At 68.8% G+C, this 19,321-nt stretch carries 13 protein-coding genes; 9 read left to right on the top strand and 4 right to left on the bottom strand.

From position 1 onward, the window contains the following. Positions 1 to 68: 68 nt before the first annotated feature. Positions 69 to 992: a hypothetical protein gene (locus ABD785_RS16625; RefSeq protein ID WP_344828978.1), complete on the top strand. Its 924-nt coding sequence runs from the start codon at positions 69 to 71 to the stop codon at positions 990 to 992. 71 nt (positions 993 to 1,063) lie between these two features. On the opposite strand, the gene ABD785_RS16620 is transcribed toward ABD785_RS16625, so the two are convergent. Both ABD785_RS16620 and ABD785_RS16615 read right to left on the bottom strand, forming a co-directional pair. Then, a complete protein-coding gene (locus tag ABD785_RS16620; protein ID WP_344828976.1) occupies positions 1,064 to 2,713 on the bottom strand; it encodes a hypothetical protein in 1,650 nt (549 codons plus the stop codon). Between the two features lie 287 nt (positions 2,714 to 3,000). After that, the gene (locus ABD785_RS16615) at positions 3,001 to 6,012 is read right to left on the bottom strand and encodes a transglycosylase domain-containing protein (RefSeq protein ID WP_344828974.1); all 3,012 of its coding nucleotides are present in this window, start codon (positions 6,010 to 6,012) and stop codon (positions 3,001 to 3,003) included. Between the two features lie 274 nt (positions 6,013 to 6,286). On the opposite strand from ABD785_RS16615, the gene ABD785_RS16610 reads away from it, so the two are divergent. The 4 genes from ABD785_RS16610 (at position 6,287) to ABD785_RS16595 (ending at position 11,254) form a co-directional block, all read left to right on the top strand. Then, positions 6,287 to 6,901, top strand: coding sequence for a PadR family transcriptional regulator (locus tag ABD785_RS16610; protein ID WP_344828973.1), 615 nt, complete (start codon positions 6,287 to 6,289; stop codon positions 6,899 to 6,901). Between the two features lie 75 nt (positions 6,902 to 6,976). Next, positions 6,977 to 8,056 (top strand): inositol-3-phosphate synthase, encoded by a 1,080-nt coding sequence (locus ABD785_RS16605; protein WP_344828972.1) that lies wholly within the window; start codon positions 6,977 to 6,979, stop codon positions 8,054 to 8,056. A gap of 120 nt (positions 8,057 to 8,176) precedes the next feature. Continuing rightward, positions 8,177 to 9,937, top strand: a complete 1,761-nt coding sequence (locus ABD785_RS16600) for an ABC transporter substrate-binding protein (RefSeq protein ID WP_344828970.1) — start codon at positions 8,177 to 8,179, stop codon at positions 9,935 to 9,937. Positions 9,938 to 10,006: 69 nt separating this feature from the next. Then, positions 10,007 to 11,254 carry an MFS transporter gene (locus tag ABD785_RS16595; RefSeq protein WP_344828968.1) on the top strand — a complete coding sequence of 416 codons (1,248 nt, stop codon included), beginning with the start codon at positions 10,007 to 10,009 and terminating at the stop codon, positions 11,252 to 11,254. A 15-nt stretch (positions 11,255 to 11,269) separates the two neighbouring features. Here the strand turns inward: ABD785_RS16595 and ABD785_RS16590 are convergent, their stop codons facing one another. Beyond that, entirely contained in the window at positions 11,270 to 11,917 is a 648-nt protein-coding gene (locus ABD785_RS16590; protein ID WP_344828966.1) for a hypothetical protein, read from the bottom strand. Positions 11,918 to 12,085: 168 nt separating this feature from the next. Here ABD785_RS16590 and ABD785_RS16585 point away from each other — a divergent pair, with 168 nt between their 5' ends. Beyond that, a complete protein-coding gene (locus tag ABD785_RS16585) occupies positions 12,086 to 13,369 on the top strand; it encodes an adenosylmethionine--8-amino-7-oxononanoate transaminase (RefSeq protein ID WP_344828963.1) in 1,284 nt (427 codons plus the stop codon). On the opposite strand, the gene ABD785_RS16580 is transcribed toward ABD785_RS16585, so the two are convergent. Beyond that, complete coding sequence (locus tag ABD785_RS16580) at positions 13,366 to 14,796, bottom strand: CCA tRNA nucleotidyltransferase (protein WP_344829317.1); 1,431 nt, start codon at positions 14,794 to 14,796, stop codon at positions 13,366 to 13,368. The genes ABD785_RS16585 and ABD785_RS16580 overlap by 4 nt on opposite strands. A gap of 91 nt (positions 14,797 to 14,887) precedes the next feature. Here ABD785_RS16580 and ABD785_RS16575 point away from each other — a divergent pair, with 91 nt between their 5' ends. From ABD785_RS16575 to murJ, 3 genes are read left to right on the top strand one after another with little or no spacing between them, the layout of a single operon-like run. Further along, entirely contained in the window at positions 14,888 to 15,388 is a 501-nt protein-coding gene (locus ABD785_RS16575) for a hypothetical protein (protein WP_344828961.1), read from the top strand. A gap of 16 nt (positions 15,389 to 15,404) precedes the next feature. Then, positions 15,405 to 17,621, top strand: a complete 2,217-nt coding sequence (locus ABD785_RS16570; protein WP_344828958.1) for a DUF6049 family protein — start codon at positions 15,405 to 15,407, stop codon at positions 17,619 to 17,621. Then, positions 17,599 to 19,272, top strand: coding sequence for a murein biosynthesis integral membrane protein MurJ (murJ, locus tag ABD785_RS16565; protein ID WP_344828956.1), 1,674 nt, complete (start codon positions 17,599 to 17,601; stop codon positions 19,270 to 19,272). Before ABD785_RS16570 ends, murJ begins: the two co-directional genes overlap by 23 nt. The last annotated feature ends 49 nt before the right edge of the window (positions 19,273 to 19,321 follow it).

Here is a 19,321-nt window from a genome sequence, read left to right as displayed (position 1 = left end):
TCGTTCGCGGTATCCACAGAATCGGATTCGGTTCTCGTTGATCTTCATGGCGGGCGCAGGGTGGACCCATGAGCGACGTTCCGCAGCCGGCCCTGTTCCCCGCCGATCCCACCTCCTACGCTTTACTGCCCGTCAGCGGCAGCGGGGCTCCGGCCGCGCGGGCGCGGCTGCTGGCCCGGGCCGTCCCCGCGAGGTTCGTGCTGACGACCCGGTCGGCCGCGGCCCTGTGGGGCGTCGAGACCCTGCCCGCGGGGGCCGTGGCCGCCACCTGGCCGCTCGAGCTGGCCGTCCCCGCTCCGGCGCCCGTCCCCGCCGGTCCGCGCTTCCCGCCGCCGTCGTGTCCCGCGCGGGAGGCCGCCGCACCGCCCGGCAGCGTGGTGCGCTACGCGCATCTGCCGGCGAGGGACGTCACCGAACTGCAGGGCATCCGGCTGACCACCGCCGAGCGCACCGCCTTCGACTGCGCCCGCCGCCTTCCCCGCTACGAGGCCCTGTCGGCGCTCGACCAGTTCCTGGCCCGCGGCGTCTCACGGGAGTCACTGCTGGCCCGGCTCCCCCGCTCCTCGGGACCGGGAACCGCCCAGGCCGCCGCCCTCATCGCCATGGCCGACCCCGCCTCGGGCTCCCCGGCCGAATCCCTGGTCCGCGGCACCTTCGTCGACGCGGGCTTTCCCCGCCCCCGCTGCCAGCTCACCGCCCCGCCCACCGCCTACCGCCTCGACCTGGGCCACCCCGAGTACCTGGTCGCCGCCGAGTACAACGGCGAGGCCCACCACACCGGCCGGGAGGCCCGCCTCCGCGACTCTCTCCGTCGCCGCACCCTCACCGACCTGGGCTGGCGCATCCTGCCCGTCACCAAGGATTTCCGCACCGCCCCCGCCCCCTACCTCGACGCCTGGCTCCACCTCCTCATGGCCGCGGGCTGGAACCCCACCCCCCAGCAGCTCGCCCACATCACCGCCCGCCTCACCCGGCTCCGGCACCGCCGATGATCCCCACCCGAACCGGCGGGAAGACGGACGGCCCGTGCCGGGAGACACGGGCCGCCGGGGGGATCAGCGGATCAGCCGGACCATTGGCCCTGGGTGAAGGAGAGGACGAAGGCCGCCATGACGGGAACGGCCAGCGCCAGGTAGAGGCCGTAAAGCCAGCGATGGCGCACGGCGAGGTGGCCGAGGGTCAGCCAGAGGGGGAACCAGACGAGGGTGGCGCGGCCGATGGAGAGGTAGTACTCCGAGACCATGAGGGCGCCGAGCTGGGAGCCCACGTAGACGGCCTCGCCCCACTGGGCCTGGTAGAGGAGCCAGGCGACGAGGACGACCCCCACCCCGGCGGCGAAGATCTCGACGCGGAAGGCATTGGTCCACTCGCTCTCGATGTTGAAGGCGGCGTCCCAGGTCGTCTGGAAGGACTTCCAGGGCGGCACGATCGAACGGTTCCAGCCCGTCTTCTGGGCGTGCATCCAGGCCAGCCAGTCGCCGGTCCGGTGCCACTGGTAGGCCATGTAGGCGCTGATGGAGAGGAACGGAGTGATCAGGTAGGGGGCGTTGCGCCATCCGTTCGGGCCCTTGCGGCCGTTCTCGCCGACGAGGAACTCGACGATCAAAGCGATCGCCAGGAACAGCCCGGTGATCCGCACGATCGAGGCTCCGGCCGCGCACAACACGGCCAGCTCCCAGCGTCCCTTCTTGGCCAGCAGCCACGCGGGGACGGCCAGGGCGAGGAACAGCGCCTCGGAGTAGGCCGCGAACAGGAACACCGCGCACGGGCTGACGACCAAGGCCAGGACCGCGAAGAACCCGGGGCCCCTCCACCGCTCGCCGGTGCCGGCGACCCCGGCGACGGCGAACTCGTTCCCACCGAGCCCGTTCCTGCCGAACCCGTCCCCGAACCGGCCGGGCGAGCCGGACGCTCCCCATCCGCCCCGGGATCCGCCGCGCCGCTCCCGGCCGGAGGCCTCGGAACTCCCCTGGTCCTCGCCGTCATCCCCGGCGAAACGCCCGGAGGTCCCGGCCGTCAGCTTCTCCAGCCGCCCCTGTGCCTCCGGGGAGGCGTGCTCCGCAAGGCGGCCGGACGCGTCGGGGGCGGCACGCTCCGCGAGACGGCCGGACGGGTCCGAGGTCCCCAGCGCGGCGGGGCGGCCGGACTGCTCCGCGCCCGCCTGAGCGGTGGACCGGCCCGCCGTGGGACGCCCGTCGTCGGACCGCCCGTCATCGGACCGCAGGGACCCGAACGCGCCGGAGCCGTAACCCTCCACGTCCGCGAGGCGCCTGTGGGAGGAGCGGCCGCCCGTGAGGTCGTCGTCGATGTGCGGGGCGGTGAGCCGGTCGAGGGTGTCGCCGCCGGTGAGGCGGCGGTAGGTCCGCGGAAGAGTGGAGGGGTGGTCGCCGAGCCGGGCGAGGGCCACCGCGGCGATCGCGCCGGAGATCAGGGAGACGACGAGCCCTGCGGCCCGGTAGTCGGTGAAGACGAAACCGACGAAGCGGACGGCCATCGGATATCCGGGGAAGAACGCGGGCCACTCCTCGGGGCGCGTGTAGACCCCGGGCGGCCCCCCGTCGTATCCGTACATGGCCAGCCACCGGAACCGGTCGGCGTCCCACTGGTTCCACCGGGCCAGATAGTCCGGCCACACCCCCTCGTGGGGCACCACCCGGATCACGACGATCGAGAACCAGGCCACACCCAGCGCCGCCAGAAACCAAAGGCCCAACGCAGCCCTGTCAGGACGCCGAGGTATCCACTTCTCCATGGTCATGCGTTCTACCACGTCCCCACTCTGCCCCCGTTAAGGAAATCCGTCACCCGGCGGCCCTCCGACCGGCTGCTTTCGGCCGCGGCTCCGCCCGGCCATCAAGGTCACCTCGCCTGACCAGGCTCGCAGGACCGTCGCGGGCGGCAGGGGGACTCAGGGAACCGCCGGGGTTCCGCTTCCCGGAACGATCGCCTTGAGAAGGCGAAAGGCCCGCATCCGAGGGATGCGGGCCTTTCGGCAGCGGGTCAGTCGCCCAGGGATTCGTCTCTCGGAGTCGTGCTCCAGGAGGTCGGGATGCGGCCGCCGTTGGGGTTGCCGCCCCCGTTCCCGTTGTTGCCGGGCTTCTGGTAGTCGGGATCCATCTCGTTGGGGATGCCGTCGCCGTCCACGTCGGGATCCTGGGCGTCGGGGACGCCGTCGCCGTCCGCGTCTCCCGGGTTGCCCTGGCCGCCGTCCCTGGCACAGGTCGGGTACTGCGGGTTCTTGTCGCAGAACCACTGGGGCGGGTTCTGCTCCTGGCCGGGCGGGGGCACGGTCGGGTCGCAGAGGATCGGCGGGTCGAACTGGCCGCAGCCGGGCTTCTTGTGCTGGTTGCCGTCTCCCGGCGCGGGGCACTTGCCGTTGATCATCGTGTTCGGGTCACAGGTCGGCGTGGCCTTGGTCGTCTTGGGAGTGATCTTGTCCCAGATCGTGCGGAGGCCGTCGTACTTGGGCACCGGGAACTGCTCGATCTTCTTGCTGGCGAGCGCCTTGGTCATGAACGACTGCCAGATCTTGGTGGGCGGGCCACCACCGAACTCGTTACCGCCGAGGATCTTGGTGTTGCCCTCGCCGTACATCGTCGAGGCGGTGACGAGCTGCGGCGAGTAGCCCACGAACCAGAGCGCCTTACCGTCGTCGGTCGTTCCCGTCTTGCCCGCGACCGGCTGGCCGCTCGCGAGGCGGGCGGCGCCGCCGGTGCCGCCGGTGACGACGCTGCGGAGCGCCTCGGTGATCTGGGCCGACTGGTCCTCGCTCAGGTAGCGCGGCCTCTTCTTGCCCCAGGGCATCTTCTTGGTCGTCGTGCCGTTGGTGACCTTGGTGATGATGTGCGGGATCACCGGGTAGCCGCCGTTGGCGAAGGCCGAGTAGCCGGTGGCCTGGTAGACGGCGGGGAACGGCGCGACGCCCAGCGGAAGTGAGGCGACGTAGCGGTCGCCGTCCTTGGCCGGGATGCCGGCCTTGGGGACGCCCAGGGCCTCGGCCGTCTCCACGACCTTGTCGGACCCGATCTTGCGGGCGAGCCGCACGAACGAGGTGTTGTAGGACTGGGCGAGGGCGTTCTTGAGCGTGGTCGCGCCCTTCGTGCCGTGGGTGCTCCGCATCCAGTACCCGGTGACGCCGCCCGGGTGAACCGTCCCCTGGCAGGCGGTCTCGCTCCGGTAGGCGGGGAGGGCATCGCCCGTGTCGTAGTTCAGGCAGATCGGGGACCGGGCGTCGATGACCGAGTTGATGTTGTTGCCGGCCTTGAGCGCCGCGGCGAGCACATAGGGCTTGAACGACGAGCCGACCTGCGCCTGGTCGAAGAAGGCGGAGTCCTTGTCGGGACCGCCCTTCTTCTTGGTCTTGGTCGGGTCACCGCCGTAGAACGAGACCACCGCGCCGGTCTGCGGGTCCATGGTGACCAGGCCGATCCGCGCGTTCTTCTCCAGCGGGTGCGGCGCGTTGGCCTTGACCGAGTCCCGGGCGTACTTCATCAGCTTCAGGTCGATGCTGGTGTAGATCTTGTAGCCGCCCTTGCTGACCTCTTCCTCGGTCATGTTGATCTTCTCGAGGTCGCGGTAGATCTGGTCCCGGATGTAGGTGTCCTGGCCCTTGTCCTGCTGGCAGCTGCCGTTCTCGATGGTCTTCGGGAACTTCTGCTGGTCCCGGACCTCCTTGGTGATCCAGCCCTTCTCGACCATGCCGTTGAGCACGTAGTTCCAGCGCTCTTCGGTGGCGGCGCGCTGGGGGTCGGTCTTCGGCGAGCCGACGGTGTGGAACCAGTCGGGGCGGTTCAGGACGGTCGCGAGCAGCGCGGCCTTGGCCGGGGTGTTGATCTGCCCGACGTCCTGGCAGAAGTAGGCGCGGCTGGCGGCCTGGATGCCGTCGGCGCTGCGGCCGTAGTAGATCGTGTTGAGGTAGAGCTCCAGGATCTGCTGCTTGGACAGTTCCTTGTCCAGCTTGATCGCGATGAAGATCTCTTTGTACTTGCGGCTGAGGCTGCGCTCCTGGCTCAGGCCCTTGAAGTAGTTGCGGGCGACCTGCTGGGTGATCGTCGAACCGCCCTGGACCTGGCCGCCGGTGAGGGTCTTGAAGACCGCCCGGCTCAGGCCCTTGGGCGAGACGCCCGGCTCGTTCAGGAACTCGCGCTGCTCGGCGGCCATGACGGCCTGCTGCAGGACCTCGGGGACCTGCTCGAGCTTGACGTTCTGCCGCGGGACACCGAGCCGGAAGGCCTCGACGTACTTGCCGTTCTTGCCCTTGACGTAGACGGTCGAGCCCTGCGCCGTGACGTCCTTCTGGAACTCGTCCAGGCTGGGCATCTTCGTCGTCGAGTAACCGACAAAGATCATTATCCCGACGCCCACCACCCCTAGGGCGAAGACGCCGACGATGATCTTCCAGTCGGGGATGTAGCGCTTCCAGCCGGTCTTCTTGGCCTTGCCGCGTCCGCGGCGGCCGCCCTCACCGTCACCGCCGCCGGGGGCCCCCGGGCCGACCGGACCGCCGCCGCCCATCGCGTCCAGGCTGGTCGCGGGTGCGAAGGCATCGGCGAAGGGGTCGTCGTCGTAGTAGCCGCCGGGCGCCCCGTGCGCGGGCTGGCCGACCTGACCGTACTGGCCGGAACCCTGCGGACCGGGACCGGGCTGGCCGAAGGCGGGCTGGCCGAACGGAGGCTGGCCGGGGCCCGGCTGCCCTGGACCCTGCTGACCGGGACCGCCGGGGGCGGGCTGCGCGTGGGAGGCCACGTGGTCGTTGCCCTGGCCGGCGCCGTAGGCGTCGTTGTTCCAGCCGCCCGGCTCGTCGTAGCCGTAGGCGTCCTGACCATAGGGATCCTGGCCGTAGGGGTCGTCCGCGTGCGAGTTGTAAGCCTGTCCCTGTGGGGGCTGCTGGGGTCGTCCGTATTCCGACTCGCGGTAGATCTCCTCGCGAGCGTTCGGTGCTGGTCGGAACCAGTCGTCTTCCGGCAGGTTGCCGGAGGGTCCGTTGTCGGGCCCGTACGGCGGATAACTCACGCGACCTCTTCGGCTCTGGGGTACGACCAAGGGGGGCCGTACGTCGGCACTGCCAGGGCTTGAGCAGGGGGTGGCCCAGCAGCGTCAGGTGTCTAGCGGGTCATCGTACCGATGTCCATCCCGGGGAGGGTGTGGGATAGGCCACCTCGTTGCGAACTAGGTGCCGGAATATCCCGCCTTGCGGACTTGGTTAACAGTACGTATCTTTGCGATGTATCGAACCGATACATTAGCTCGATACATCTAGACGAGACGTCGTGCAGAGGGAGACGCGGTGAGCAGCAGGAAGGGCGGCGTACTCGAACTCGCCGTACTCGGGCTGCTCCACGAGTCCCCCATGCACGGGTACGAGCTGCGCAAGCGGCTCAACACTCTGCTCGGTATGTTCCGGGCGTTCTCGTACGGCACGCTCTATCCCTGCCTCAAGCAGCTCCTCGCACAGGGGCTGATCATGGAGGATCAGGAGGAGCCGACCCCCGGGACGCTGGCGAGCAAGCGGGCGAAGATCGTCTACAAGCTGACGGCCGAAGGCAAGGAGCAACTGCAGAGGCTCCTCACCGAGGCCGGTCCGGCGGCATGGGAGGACGAGGGATTCGGAGTCCGCTTCGCGTTCTTCGCCCAGACCCAGGCCGACGTGCGGTTGCGGATTCTCGAAGGCCGGCGCAGCCGGCTGGAAGAGCGTCTGGAGACCGTCCGGACGGCGCTGACCCGGACTCGGGAACGGGTCGACAGCTACACCCTCGAGCTCCAGAATCACGGACTCGAATCCGTCGAGCGCGAGGTCCGATGGCTCAACGAGCTCATCGGACGGGAACACGCGCAGGCGGCTGCCCAGATCCCGGAGCAGCGGCAAGACGACAAATCAAAGAACTTGGACCTCCCCTTCTAGGGAGTCCCTCTTGTAAACCAGCGTCTGGGGCAACCCCCCAGTACCCCTGTGGGGTTAGAGAAAAGGAGCAACCGGATGGGTTCGGTGCGCGTAGCCATCGTTGGAGTGGGCAACTGCGCCTCTTCACTCGTCCAGGGTGTCGAGTTCTACAAGAACGCGTCCCTCGACCAGCGGGTCCCCGGCCTGATGCACGTTCAGTTCGGCGAATACCACGTCGGTGACGTGGAGTTCGTCGCGGCGTTCGATGTCGACGCGAAGAAGGTCGGCCAGGACCTCGCGCACGCCATCCACGCCAGCGAGAACAACACCATCAAGTTCGCGGACGTGCCCCCGACCGGAGTCACGGTCCAGCGCGGGCACACCTACGACGGTCTCGGCGAGTACTACCTCGACATGGTCGAGGAGTCGGACGCCACCCCCGTCGACGTCGTCCAGGTCCTCAAGGACGCCCAGGTCGACGTTCTGGTCTCCTACCTGCCGGTGGGTTCCGAGGACGCTGACCGCTTCTACGCCCAGGCCTGCCTGGACGCGAAGGTCGCGTTCGTGAACGCCCTGCCGGTGTTCATCGCCTCGGACCCCGAGTGGGCCCAGAAGTTCACCGACGCCGGTGTCGCCATCGTCGGTGACGACATCAAGTCCCAGGTCGGCGCGACCATCACGCACCGCGTGATGGCCAAGCTGTTCGAAGACCGCGGCGTCGAGCTGCTGCGCACGTACCAGCTCAACTTCGGCGGCAACATGGACTTCATGAACATGCTGGAGCGCAAGCGCCTGCAGTCCAAGAAGATCTCCAAGACGCAGTCCGTCACCTCGCAGATCCCGCACGAGATGGCCAAGGCCGACGTGCACATCGGCCCGTCCGACCACGTGCCGTGGCTCGACGACCGCAAGTGGGCCTACGTCCGCCTCGAGGGCAAGTCCTTCGGTGACACCCCGCTCAACCTCGAGTACAAGCTCGAGGTGTGGGACTCCCCGAACTCGGCCGGTGTCATCATCGACGCCGTCCGTGCCGCGAAGATCGCCAAGGACCGCGGGGTCGGTGGCCCGATCCTGTCCGCGAGCTCGTACTTCATGAAGTCGCCGCCGGTCCAGTACAACGACGACGAGGCCCGCCTCGCCGTCGAGGCCTTCATCCGCGGTGACGTGGAGCGCTGACCTGGCGCTTGGGCACCGTAAGGAACATCGATCCGAACGGTAACCAAATAACCACATAGCGCGAGAAGCCCGGCCGGTACCTGTTACCGTCCGGGCTTTCTCACGTTGTGGAGGCGTCCGGTGACGAAGCGTACGGCAGCCCGAGGGCAGGAGAGAACAGGCCTGCGGGGCAGGCTGGCGGCCGGGACGGTCGCCGTGGGCATGGCCACAGCGGGCGCCGCCGGGTGCTCGGGCACCGACGGGTTCGGCGACGACGGAACGCTCCGGATCGTCGGATCGACCGACGTGGAACATCTCGACACCGCCAGCTCGATCAGTGTCGGCTCCTACGCGCTGACCCGGGTGTTCGCCCGGACCCTCTTCGGCTACACCTCCTCGAACACCTTCGCCGAGACGGTCCCGATCGAGGCCGACCTCGCCGCCGAGGTGCCCACCCGCGAGAACGGAGGGATCTCGCGGAACGGACGCACCTACCGGATCCGGCTGCGCCCGGGCGTGAAGTGGAGCAACGGCCGCCCGGTCGTCGCCGACGACCTCGTCCGGGGGCTCAAGCGCCTGTGCAACCCCGCCTCCCCCGCGGGCGGGATGGCCTACTACACCTCGACGATCCACGGGTTCGCCTCCTACTGCGAGGGCTTCGGCGCCGTCTCCTCCCGCAGCGCCACCGCCCTCGCGAAGTACCAGAACACCCACTCCATCACGGGCCTGAGAACCTCGCTGGACACCCTGTGGATAACCCTGGTCCGGCCGGCGAGCGACTTCCTCAACATTCTGTCGATGGGGTTCGCGGCCCCGGCTCCGGCCGAATACGACGCCTATGTCCCCGACAGTCCCGAGCTGCGCCGCCACACCCTCTCCACCGGCCCGTACATGATCAAGACCTACGAGCCGGGCCGCCGCTACCTGCTGGTCCGCAACCCGCACTGGTCCGACGATCCCCTGCGCGGCCAGGGACCCGTCCGGATCGAGATCACCCTCGCCCAGGACTCCCCCGAGACCGTCCTCGAGCAGCTCCAGCAGGGCACGGCCGACCTGTCCTGGGATCTGCCCCTGCCCGCCTCGGCACTGCCGTCGCTGCGCGACGATCCGTCGTTCGCCGTCCGGGAGACTCCCAGCAACAGCCCCTACCTGGTCTTCAACACCCTCAGCCCCAACAACGGCGGGGCGCTCGGCCGCAGGGAGGTCCGCCAGGCCCTCCAGTTCGCCGTCGACCGGGCCTCGCTCGCCAAGCTCTACGGCGGCCCCGCCATCGCCAGGCCGCTCCACACCGTCATCCCGCCCGGCAACCTCGGCCACCGCGACTTCGACCTCTACCCCACCCCCGGCGACTCCGGCGATCCCGCGACCTGCCGCTCCCGGCTGAAGACTCCGCTCACCCTGCGGTTTCCCTACCGGACCACCGGCAGCCAGAAGCGCATCGCCGAGCTGATCGCCCAGAACCTGCGCGCCTGCGGCGTCACCGTCCGGCTGATCCCCGACACGACGGGCGGCCTCTACGGCCAGACCCTGGTCACACCGTCACAGACCCGCGACGGGGCCTGGGACATCGCCGCCCCCGGCTGGACCCCCGACTGGTACGGCAACAACGGGCGCTCGATCATCCAGCCGCTCTTCGACGGCCGCACCTACGGCCAGAACTCGACGAACTACGGCGGCTACGACAACCCGAAGGTGAACGCCCTCATCGACCGCGCGCTCACGGCGTCCACCCTGACCAGGGCCGCCGATGCCTGGCACGAGGCCGACCGTCTGATCATGAATGACGCCGCGATCATCCCCCTGCTCGACCGGAAACTGGCTCTGTACCATTCGGCGCGCGTCCGGAACGCCTTGTTCATCCCGACGGCAGGCGCCTACGACTGGACGCGGATCAGGCTCTGACGGAACCCCCGCCGGACAACCCGACCCGGACGAGAAGAAACACATCTTCTGGGGCGTACTGTGATCGATGTGGGGATTCGGGAGGTCTGGCGGAATCATGATTTCCGGCGTCTTTACGCGACGCGGCTGACCTCCCAGTTCTCCGACGGGCTGATCCAGGTCGCCCTGGGCGGCGAGCTGTTCTTCTCGCCGGAGAAGCAGACCTCCGCGGCCAAGGCGGCGACGGCCTTCGCCGTCCTCCTGCTCCCCTACTCGCTTCTGGGCCCGTTCGCCGGCGTGTTCATCGACCGGTGGCGGCGGCGCCAGATCCTGGTCTACACGCCCCTCGTGCGGGCCCTGTGCGTGCTGGTCATGATCTGGCTGATCAGCCACGACAACGACCTGTTCCTGCTCGCCGCACTCGTGGCCCTGGGCGTCAACCGGTTCTTCCTGGCCGCGCTGCCGGCCTCGCTTCCGCATGTCGTCACCGAGAAGAACCTGCTGCTGGCCAACACGGTCTCGGTGACGTCCGGGACGATCGCGGCCTTCCTCGGCGCGGCGGCGGGCTTCCTGACCGGCGGCACCCTTCCCTCCATGGCCACCGCCACCTGCCTCTACGTCGCGACCTCGCTGGTGGCCAGGACCCTGCATCCCGACCTCCTGGGTCCGGACGAGGTTCCACGTGAAACCGTGCGTAACGTGATCAAGGGCATGATCGCGGGCGTCCGGCATGTGGCGGAGCGACGGCCCGCGGCCCTGGCCCTGGGCGCGATCTCGCTCTACCGCTTCGTTTACGGCCTCTGGCTGATCATGACGCTGCTGCTCTACCGGAACCACTTCCCGTCCGGCTTCGACGGCCTCGCCGTGATCACCGCGGTCTCAGGGGCCGGATACCTGCTCGGCGCCCTGATCACCCCGGCGGCCGTCCGCAGGGTCGGCAAGGACCTGTGGATCACGATCCTCTTCGCGGTCGCGAGCGCGGGGCTCCTGCTGCTGGCCACGCCGTTCCGGCAGACGCTCTATGTGGCGGGCGGCTTCGTCCTGGGCGTCGCCGCCCAGGGGATCAAGATCTGCGTCGACACGATCGTCCAGCAGCAGGTCGCGGACGAGTTCCGCGGCCGGGTCTTCTCCGCCTACGACATGCTCTTCAACGCGGTCTTCGTCGCCGCCGCGGCCGTCGCCGCCCTCGCCCTGCCGCCCACCGGCAGGTCCTATCCGGTCCTCGGCTTCGCGATCTGCGCCTACGCCGCGATGTCGGCGGCCTACCTCTACCTCACCCGCGCCTACGAGCGGCGCGGCTCGGAGAGCCTGACCGGTCCCGACCAGCCGAAGACCTGACCTCCAAGCCGGGCCTCAGCTCACGGCCGCCGTCCGGCTGGCCGGCGCGTTGGTAGCGGTACCGGCGAACCGGACCTGGAAGCGGCCCGGCCGCTTCGCGAACGCGTACCGGCCGCCGGCATCGGTGACGTCCGTGGCGACGTACTTCCAGGTCCCGCCCGCCCAGCGGTACAGGCGCACCTTCTGGCCCGCGTAGGGCCGGTACCCCGCGCCGCTGCCGATCCGGCGCAGGACGCCCTTCAGCGCGCCGCCCCGGGCGCTCTTGCCGCCGGTGGAAAGCGTGGTCCGCCGTTTGACGGAGAAGGAGACCGAAGGTCCCTCGCCCCTGCGGCCCGAGCCGTAGAACCTCAGCCGCGCCCGCCACTTTCCGGCCCGGTCGAACCGGCTGAAGGCGACCTCGCCCTCCCACACCCCGGGCAGGTCCCGGACGCTCAGATCCAGCGGCTGGTGCTCCCCACCGGGACCGTAGAGATCCACATCGATCAATTCGACCCACGCCGGAATGCCGGTGGCGGAAAGCGTGGTCCAGGTTCCGGTGCCTCGCTCACCCACCACGACGGTGCCCGGCGTGACCTTCACGGCGGCACCGGAGGCGGCTTCGGCCCGGACGGGTTGTGCCGTGGACAGCAGCAGAACAGGGACGAGAAGGGCGGCGGCTTTCACGAGGTCTCCCGAGGGGAAGGAGTGACTTTCTCGATCAAGCTACTAGTGACAGCACGTCTACTTATCACCCGAGTGCAGGTGAGACGCATCACCCGGGGCGCTCGGACACCGGAACCCCAGGTCAGCTACTCGCGAGTAACACAGATCACGCGACTACCCTGGTCGACCGTGCCCCCAACTTCTGACTGGACGCCCGAGGATCTCCTCGCCTACGACCGCGAGCACGTCTGGCACCCGTATGCCCCGATGCCCGCCACCGCCCCGATCCACTCGGTGGCCTCGGCCCGCGGCGTGACCCTCACCCTCGCCGACGGGACCGAGCTGGTCGACGGGATGTCGTCGTGGTGGGCGGCCATCCACGGCTACAACCACCCGGTCCTGAACGAGGCGATCACCGGGCAGCTCGGCAGGATGGCCCATGTCATGTTCGGCGGCCTCACCCACGAACCCGCCGTCGAGCTGGCGCGCACGCTCGTGGACATCGCCCCGGCCGGGATCACCAAGGTCTTCTTCGCCGACTCCGGCTCGGTCGCCGTCGAGGTCGCGATCAAGATGGCCCTCCAGTTCTGGCGGAACCAGGGGCTCAACCGGCCGCGACTGCTGACCGTCCGGGGCGGCTACCACGGCGACACCTTCGGCGACATGGCCGTGTGCGACCCCGTCAACGGCATGCACCAGCTGTTCACCGACGTCCTGCCGACGCATGTCTTCGCGCCGGAGCCGCCCGCGGGGCCGGACGAGGACTATGTCCACAGCCTGGGGAAACTCGTCGCCGAGCACGCTCACGAGCTGGCCGGGATCATCGTCGAGCCGGTCGTTCAGGGCGCCGGCGGGATGCGCTTCTACGATCCGTCCCATCTGCGGGCCCTGCGCGCCCTCGCCGACGAGCACGGCCTGCTGCTGATCCTCGACGAGATCGCCACCGGCTTCGGCCGCTCCGGCGCGTTCTGGGGCGCCGATCACGCCGGCGTCCTCCCCGACATCATGTGCGTCGGCAAGGCCCTGACCGGCGGCTACCTGACCATGGCCGCGACGCTCACCACCGACAGGGTCGCCGCGGGCATCTCCGCGGGCTCGGCCCCCCTCATGCACGGCCCGACGTTCATGGCCAACCCGCTGGCCGCGGCCGTCGCCAAGGCCTCCCTCGACCTGCTGGCCGCCCGCGACTGGCGCTCCGAGGTCGGCGGCATCGAGACCGCCCTCCGCGAGGGCCTGGACGGCGTCGAGTCCCTGCCCGGTGTCGCCGAGGTCAGGATCATGGGCGCGATCGGCGTGATCGAGACGTCCATCGACATCGACCAGCAGAAGGTCCAGAACGCCGTGATGGCCCACGGCGTCTGGCTACGCCCGTTCCGGAACCTGATCTACACGATGCCCCCGTACATCAGCTCCCCCGACGACCTGACCCGCATCACCACCGCGATGCGGGCCGCCGCCCGAACGCTGGGCTAAAGGACGTTCTCGGCCCGCGCCCACTCCAGGAGTGCGGCGCGGGCCTCCTCCTTGCCGATCATTCCCTGATCGAGGCGCAGCTCCAGAAGGAACTTGTAAGCCCTGCCGACCAGGGGACCCGGGGTGATGCCGAGGGCCTGCTGGATCTCCACGCCGTCGAGTTCGGGGCGGATCCGGCCCAGTTCCTCCTCCGCCGCGAGGCGGGAGATCCGCTCCTCGAGGGCGTCGTAGGTGCGGGCCAGGCGCTCGGCCTTGCGCTTGTTGCGCGTGGTGCAATCCGCCCTGGTCAGCTTGTGCAGGCGGGAAAGCAGATGGTCGGCGTCGCGGACGTAACGTCGCACCGCCGAATCCGTCCATTCACCCTCGCCGTAACCATGGAAGCGAAGGTGGAGCTCGACCAGGCGGGAGACGTCGGCGATCACTTCCTTCGGGTACTTGAGCGCGGTCAGCCGCTTCTTGGTCATCTTCGCGCCGACCATCTCGTGGTGGTGGAAGGAGACCCGGCCGCCCGGCAGGTGGGCGCGGGTGCGCGGCTTGCCGATGTCGTGCAGCAGCGCGGCCAGCCGCAGGATGAGGTCGGGACCGTCCTCCTCCTGGGCGATCGCCTGGTCCAGCACGATCATCGAGTGGTCGTAGACGTCCTTGTGCCGGTGGTGCTCGTCGATCTCCAGCCGGAGTTCGGGCAGCTCGGGCAGCACGTGCAGCGCGAGCCCCGACTCGACCAGCGCGGCCAGGCCCTCGCGCGGGTGCGCGCCGCAGACGAGCTTCGACAGCTCCGCCTGCACCCGCTCCGCCGAGACGATCTCGATCCGCGCCGACATCTCCTTCATCGCGGCCATGACCTCGGGCGCGATCGTGAAGCCGAGCTGGGAGACGAAGCGGGCGGCGCGCATCATCCGCAGCGGGTCGTCGGAGAAGGAGTCCTCCGGCCGTCCCGGAGTGCGCAGCAGCCGCCGGCCGAGATCCTCGAGCCCGCCGAACGGGTCGACGAAGCCGCAGCCGGGCAGGGTGGCGGCCATCGCGTTGACGGCGAAGTCGCGGCGCCGCAGGTCCTCGACCAGCGACGTCCCGTAGGAGACCTCGGGCTTGCGGGACTTCGGGTCGTAGGTCTCGCTGCGATAGGTCGTGATCTCGAGCTGGTGCTCGCCCTTGCGCAGGCCGACCGTGCCGAACTCGATGCCGATCGTCCAGATCGCGTCGGCCCATCCGTCGATGATCTCCAGAATCCGGTGCGGCGGGGCGTCGGTGGTGAAGTCGAGATCGGTGACGGGACGGTTGAGCAGGGCGTCCCGCACGGGCCCGCCGACGATCGCGAGCTCGTGCCCTGCGGTCGCGAAAAGCCCGCCCAGTTCCTCTACCTCGGCCGGGACGACCCGGCGCAGGAGTTGGGCGACCGCCTGGCGCTGCTCATCGTTTGACACGATCACCAAGGGTAGAACCTCGTGGATCCGCCGCCAAAACGAGTATTCACACGGCGCGATATGCGAGTTACGTTCTGATGACTCCCGGGAGGACCTCATGAAGGACGCTCTGGCCATTCACCGTTCGCTTCTCGACCTGGAGATCCAGCACGAGATCATCCGGCTGCCGAGCGTCATCTCCCATGCCGACGAACTGCCCAGAGTGCTGGGTCTCGCGGCGAACCGCTGCCTCGTCACCCGTATGTACTGGTTCGGACGCCACGATCTCGTGGCCGCGATCGTCCCCGCCGGGACCCGTCCACCGTACGAGGCGGTGCGCTCGGGCCTCGGCACGCCCCGGCTGATCCGCGAGGCGCCCTCCGACGCCGTCAACAAGATCACTGACTACGTGGCCGAGCTCGTCGCGCCCCTCCTGCTCCCGGACCGGATGCCGATTCTGGTGGATCAGGAGCTCATGGACGTCCTGGACGTCGACGATGTCGTCTATACCGCGACGGGAGAAGGGTCCACAGCCTTGGGAATCCGCTCTTTCGATCTATGGTCACTGACCGGCGCGAAGCCTTGCACCCTCACCGGGCCACTACGATCGAGCGCGTGACACGGCGGAACATCTGGTGAGAGGTCGGCTCTCCGCTGCCCTCTGTGCGGTGGCCCTCGCCGTCACCGGTGCCCCACCGGCGGCGGCCGATCCCGCCCGCCCCAGACCCGGCACCGTGAAACAGGTCGGGCAGCATGTGAAGAACCCCGTCACCGTGAAGCTGACGAGGATGTCCCCGCAGTCCATCACGGCCGGGACCAAGACCGTCCGGTTCACCGTGACGATCACGAACAGCAGCGCCACGGCGATTCCCAAGGTGCGGCTCCACCTCTCCTACGGCGGCCAGATCACCACCCGTAGCGAGCTCGACGCGTTCGCCAGGTCGAACGCCGACCCCGCCGGCGTCACCGACGCCGAGGCCCCGGTCATCGGCCCGTTCGACCTCGAGCCCGGCGACACCGTCAGGAACCTGGTCTGGAGCAGGCCCGGGGCGATCGCGGGCAACGCCCCGACGCTCAACACCTACCCTCTGGTGATCAAGGCCCTCGACGTCAACGGCCAGCCGCTCGACACCCAGCACACCTTCGTGACCTATGTACCGAAGAACGCGAAGAAGCTCGTCAAGACCAAGGTCTCCTTCGTCTGGCCGCTGATCGACCGTCCGCACCGCACGACCGACTCGATCTTCTTCGACGACCAGCTCTCCGACGCCGTGACCGACGGACGGCTGAACACCCTGCTGACCGCGGCCGAGTCCAATCCGAACACCGGGACGACCCTGGCGATCGACCCCGGCCTCCTCGACGACCTGCAGACGATGTCGAGCGCGAACTACTTCCTCGACCCGCCCAAGGACACCGAAAAGGGCAAGTCGGTCCCGAAGAACCCGCAGACCCAGGCGTGGCTCACCAAGCTCAGAGCTCTGGTGAAGGAGCGCAGGACGGCGTTCTTCCTCACCCCCTACGGCGACCCCGACTCCGTCGCCCTGGTCGGCCAGAACATGGCGGGCACCGGCAGCAAGAAGAACGGCAGCACGCTCGGCCTCCTGTCGGCCGCCTACCGCGACAAGAGCCGCGGCCAAGCCGTCCTCCAGGTACCCGAGACCTACCCGAGGGTGGCCTGGCCGGCCAGTGGAACGATCGACCAGGCCACCATCGACAAGCTGACCACCAACTACAAGAAGGGCCTCGGCAGCGATCTGTTCCTGCTGAGCAGCAGCTTCTGGCCCGCCGGGCAGAACGGCACCCCGACCGCGACGACGAGCATCCAGTCGACCGACCGCAAGAGCCACCCGGCCCTCGCCTTCGACGACACGATCCAGAACGTGATCAGCGGCGCGACCAAGAAGCCCGAGGACATCTTCGCCGCCGAGCAGCGCTACCTCGCCGAGACCGCCGTCATGACCGCCGAGCAGCCCGGTCGCCAGCGCACCCTGGTCGTCTCCCCGGACCGCCGGTGGAATCCCGGTCTCGAGTTCGCCCAGTTCCTGCTGAAGAACACGGCCCTGCGGAGCGCCTGGCTCAAGCCCGTCTCCCTCGGCCAGGCCGCGACGAGCACCAAGGTCGAGCGGCTGCCGCAGCAGCGGCCCCAGTCCGCCGAGCTGACCGCCGATCACCTGCGGTCGGTGAGGGCGATGGACGCCGACGCCGTGGCCTTCTCCAAGATCTTCATCCCCCAGCCGGACGAGTCGCTCCGCCACGCCGGGATGCGCGCCTCCTCCACCTACTGGCGCGGGACCGCCCGGCGCCGCAGCCAGGCGAGCACCTTCCTGAGCGTGACGCGCACCGATGTCGGCAAGGAGATCAACAAGGTCCGTGTCCTGGTCGACGCGGACACGAAGAAGAGCGTCACCGGATCGTCGGCGACGGTCCTGCTCACCCTGGTCAACGATCTGAAGCAGCCCGTCAAGGTGCACGTCCAGATCTCGTCGACGAAGAGCAACGTCCTGCTCGTCAACGGCAAGAAGAACATGTTCATCTACGACGACGAACTCGAGGCCGGCGCCAAGGTCCCGCTCCAGGTGCCGATGGAGCAGACCAACACCACGCCCGAGAAGGAGACCGAGGTGAAGATCCAGATCATCACCTCGGGGATCGAGCCGGCGAGGCTCGTGCGGGAACAGTTCTTCAAGGTCGGAACGAACGACATTCCCCCCGCGGGGTGGTTGATCACGATTGGCGCTCTCGTGATCATGGGTCTGGGCGTAGGCTTCCGTGGAATGCGCGCCCGGAAGAGGCGCAGCGCGGAAGCCGAGACAGAGGAAGCAGAGCATGACCGAGCGGCAGCAGGCTGAACCGCAGCCCCAGAGCGGCGGCGGAAACTCCAGCCTGATGCGGTCCGGAGCCATCATGGCTCTCGGCACGATCGCCTCCCGGCTGACCGGCTTCGTCCGGACCGCGGTGATCGTCATCGCGCTCGGCACCAGCCTCGGCAGCATCTACAACCTGTCCAACACGATTCCCAACATCGTCTACGACCTGCTGCTCGGCGGAATCCTGAGCTCGGTCGTCGTGCCGCTGCTGGTGAAGGCGCGCCGACAGGACAAGCAGTACGGAGAGGAGTACGAGCAGCGGGTCTTCACCGCGGCCGTCCTCTTCCTGCTCGCGATCACGATCGGCGCCGTGCTGCTCGCGTCCGTGATCATGAACGCCTACAACCCCGACCTGCACGGCAAGGAACGCGACGTCGCCGTGCTGTTCGCGGTGTTCTTCCTGCCGCAGATCTTCTTCTACGGCGTGGGCGCGTTCGCCGGTGCGATCCTCAACACCCGCAACTCCTTCGCCGCCCCCATGTGGGCGCCCGTCCTGAACAACATCGTGGTGATCGCGATGGGCGGGATCTTCCTCTTCCTGCACACCGGCGACGACCCGACCGCGGCGAACATCTCCGACACCGAGTTCCTGCTCCTCGCGATCGGCACCACCGGCGGCATCGTGCTGCAGACCGTCGCGCTGTGGCCGTCGCTGCGGCGGGTCGGCTGGAAGTGGCGGCCGCGGCTGGACTTCCGCCCCGGTGAGCTGGGCCTCGTCGGACGCACCGCCGGCTGGACGCTCTTCTACGTCGTGATGACGCAGATCGGCTTCCTGATGGTCACCCGGTTCGTCAACGGCGGCGACGCCCTGGCCAAGGAGGCCGGGCTCGGCTCGTCCTACGGATTCGCGTCCTACTCGACGGCCTACCAGTTCTTCCAGCTTCCCTACGCGATCGTCGCCGTCTCGGTGATCACCGCGCTGCTGCCGCGGATGAGCCAGCACGCCGCCGAGGACCAGAAGGACCTGGTCCGCGACGACTTCTCCTCCGGCCTGCGGCTGTCCTCCGTACTGATCATCCCCGGCGCCGCGCTGCTGCTGACGCTCTCGGGCGACATCGCGACGGCCTTCCTGCAACACGGCAAGTTCACCGCGGCCGACGCCGCGGTCATCGCCCGGATCATGCAGGTGTTCGCCGTGGCGCTGGTGCCCTTCGCCATCTACCAGCTCATGCTGCGCGTCTTCTACGCCTACCGCGACACCAGGACGCCGGCGCTGGTCGCGATCGCGACCGTCATCACCAACATCGTCTGCGCCTACGTCGCCTACGAGACGCTCGAGCCGCAGGACATCGTCACCGGGATCGCGGCGGCCTTCGTGGTCACGAACGTGGTCGGCGTCGTCGTCTGCTCGCTGGTCCTGCGCCGCCGTCTCGGCCGCATGGACGCCGGGCGCATCATCGCCGCGCATGTGAAAATGCTGGCGGCGGCCGGTCCGCTCGCGGCTTTCGCCTGGGGTTGTCACGTGGGTTTCGAGAAATGGGCCGGAACCGGTCTCGTACCATCATTGCTGGCCCTGGTCGTCGGGTCCGTCGGTGGTGGCATCCTTTACCTCGTCTCCGCACGCTTGCTCCACGTGGCGGAAGTGGAGACGATGACCAGGGCCCTCAGTGCGCGGATCCCCGGGCTGCGGTAAAGCTACTAACATGTCAGGCACCATGGGATGCGATGGGCGGGTCTTCGTT

This window comes from Actinocorallia longicatena, from assembly GCF_039534125.1.
Taxonomy (GTDB): domain Bacteria; phylum Actinomycetota; class Actinomycetes; order Streptosporangiales; family Streptosporangiaceae; genus Actinocorallia; species Actinocorallia longicatena.
This window is presented reverse-complemented; position numbering and strand designations above follow the sequence as displayed.